This window comes from Rhodopirellula maiorica SM1, from assembly GCF_000346295.1.
GTDB classification, from domain to species: domain Bacteria; phylum Planctomycetota; class Planctomycetia; order Pirellulales; family Pirellulaceae; genus Novipirellula; species Novipirellula maiorica.
The window spans coordinates 1-2,040 of the sequence record NZ_ANOG01000929.1 but is presented as its reverse complement, the minus strand read 5'-3'; the positions used below and the strand labels follow the sequence as shown (position 1 = coordinate 2,040).

Sequence of the window (2,040 nt, the reverse complement as noted above, 5' to 3'; positions counted from 1 at the left end):
CGTGGTCGCTACAGCGATGGCGGCAAAGTTGTACGCTCAGGTCACTGAATTGTTGGCAGGCCTGGATTCCACCTTTGAGCTCGCCGAAGACGAACAGGGAGATTCGCGTCCGATCACGATCGTGGCAGGCGTGCGGATGATGATGGAAGAGATCGCCAATCCGCTGCAGCAATTTCGGCAAGCATACGACAATCCATTGGTGTTAAGAGAGGGGAACAACCAGGTTGCCGAGGAATTGATCTTGTCGGGACAGGCCGACTTGGCACTAACACTCGAGCCGGAGAATGAGAACGCTTCGCCGCTGATTCATTTCGAGCCCGCTTATCTCGTCGAGTTTCTAGCGATCTGTAAGAAAGGACATCCGTTCGCGACATCACCCAACAGCACGCTACGTGAGCTTGTTAAACACGACCTCGTCGTGACGCGGCCCGGAACGCATGGCCGCGACGCCTTGGACCACACGCTACACCGTGAACGATTGACCGCAAACGTGGTCGCGGAAACCGACAATAGTGGATTTACAATCGCATGTGTGCGAGCCGGATTGGGCGTCGGCGTGTTAGCGGGACGACCGAAAGGCGAATTGTGCCGCAGACTGGTTGTAACGTCATTACGGCGGCACTTAGGTGAACGACAAATCGTCTTCATGTGGAAGAAAGGGCGTCGATTAAGCCCCGCGATCCAAAGCCTCGTCGACATCATCAAAAAATGGAATGTGGGATAGGCTTCTCGTAGCGAAAGTCGCCAAGACTTTTGGGAATGCTGAGCCGACGTTCAATGATTATGGGCATATTCCGCCGCGAGTCTCGCAGGCTCCGCAGGACTTTGCGAAGCAGGTTTCGTTGGTGGGAATGGATGCCAGGATTTCGAGCTGCTTTTCCGGCTGAATCTGCTAGTCTTGAGTGACACATGGTGTTTTATTGAACTGGAGGCTCTGATGAACCAGGACACCCAAAAGCGACTCAAGCGGCTTCCGCCAGAGTGTTATCGCGGACTCGCCTGGGTCCACTGGATACTTACCATCGAGGGCCGACGAGTGGGATGGCTCGATGCACGTTTTTTGTACAAGTTTCGTGAACTGCTTACTCACGTCAGCTTTCGTGATCAAATTGCCTGTCCGATCTTTTGTTTGATGCCCGACCACATGCATTTACTGTGGTGTGGGCTTGCTGAAGGGGCGGATCAGCGGATCGCCATGAAGCGTTTGCGTAAAGATACCAACGATTGTTTGAAGCGAATTGGATACGAATTGCAGTTCCAGCCCTTTGACCACGTGCTTCGCGAAGATGAACGCGAGCTCAGCATGCTTGAGACCGTAATGGAATACATTGCTCGCAATCCTGAACGAAAAGGTTTGGTGCCCATCGATGGCTTTGCGAGCTATCCCTATACCGGTTGTTTGATCCCCGGTTATCCTCAGATGCGATTGTTTCAACCGAAGGGCTGGGGCGAAGTCTGGCGAACCATTGCATTTTTGAAACGCAATCAATGTTTTCGTGTTCCAGACCCGAAACGTCTCACAAGTAAGTCGTGAGAGTGAGTTCGTTTCGGGGTGACCGTACGAAACTCTTGGCGAGTTTCGCTACAGGGAAACCACACGCTCCCTACACTGAGGCGGCTTCCATTCGCTGGGCGAGGTAGGTTCGCAGTTTGTCTAGGTCGGCTGCGAAGCCGCGGATGCCTTCGGCTAGCTTTTCGGTCGCCATCGCGTCTTCGTTTAACATCCAGCGGAAAGTGGCTTCGTCCATTTCCACCTTGTCGATGTCCATCTTGGCTGCCGCGTCGGCATCCAAAGCCTTTGGTACTTCCACGTCGGTCTCGGAAAGTTGTCCGAGCAGATCGGGCGAGATGGTCAGCAAGTCGCTGCCACACAGTGCCATGACTTGCTCTTTGGTGCGGAAACTTGCTCCCATCACCTCCGTCTTGAAGCCGTGCTTCTTGTAGTAGTTGAAGATCGTCGTGACCGATTCCACGCCTGGATCTTCGGACACAGGAATCGAATCGACGCCCTTCTTGTTCTTGTACCAGTCGTAGATGCGG

The 2,040-nt window shown here is 53.6% G+C and carries 3 protein-coding genes; 2 read left to right on the top strand and 1 reads right to left on the bottom strand.

The window, feature by feature from the left end; translation table 11 throughout:
- The coding region (locus RMSM_RS29610; RefSeq protein WP_040770140.1) for a LysR family transcriptional regulator substrate-binding protein at positions 1–724 on the top strand (724 nt) is incomplete at its 5' end.
- Positions 725–937: 213 nt separating this feature from the next.
- On the top strand, positions 938–1,534 hold the full coding sequence (locus RMSM_RS29605) for a hypothetical protein (protein WP_040770138.1): 597 nt from the start codon (positions 938–940) through the stop codon (positions 1,532–1,534).
- Between the two features lie 70 nt (positions 1,535–1,604).
- On the opposite strand, the gene RMSM_RS29600 is transcribed toward RMSM_RS29605, so the two are convergent.
- Positions 1,605–2,040 (bottom strand): transaldolase family protein (locus RMSM_RS29600; RefSeq protein WP_040770136.1); only part of this gene is annotated, 436 nt, incomplete at its 5' end.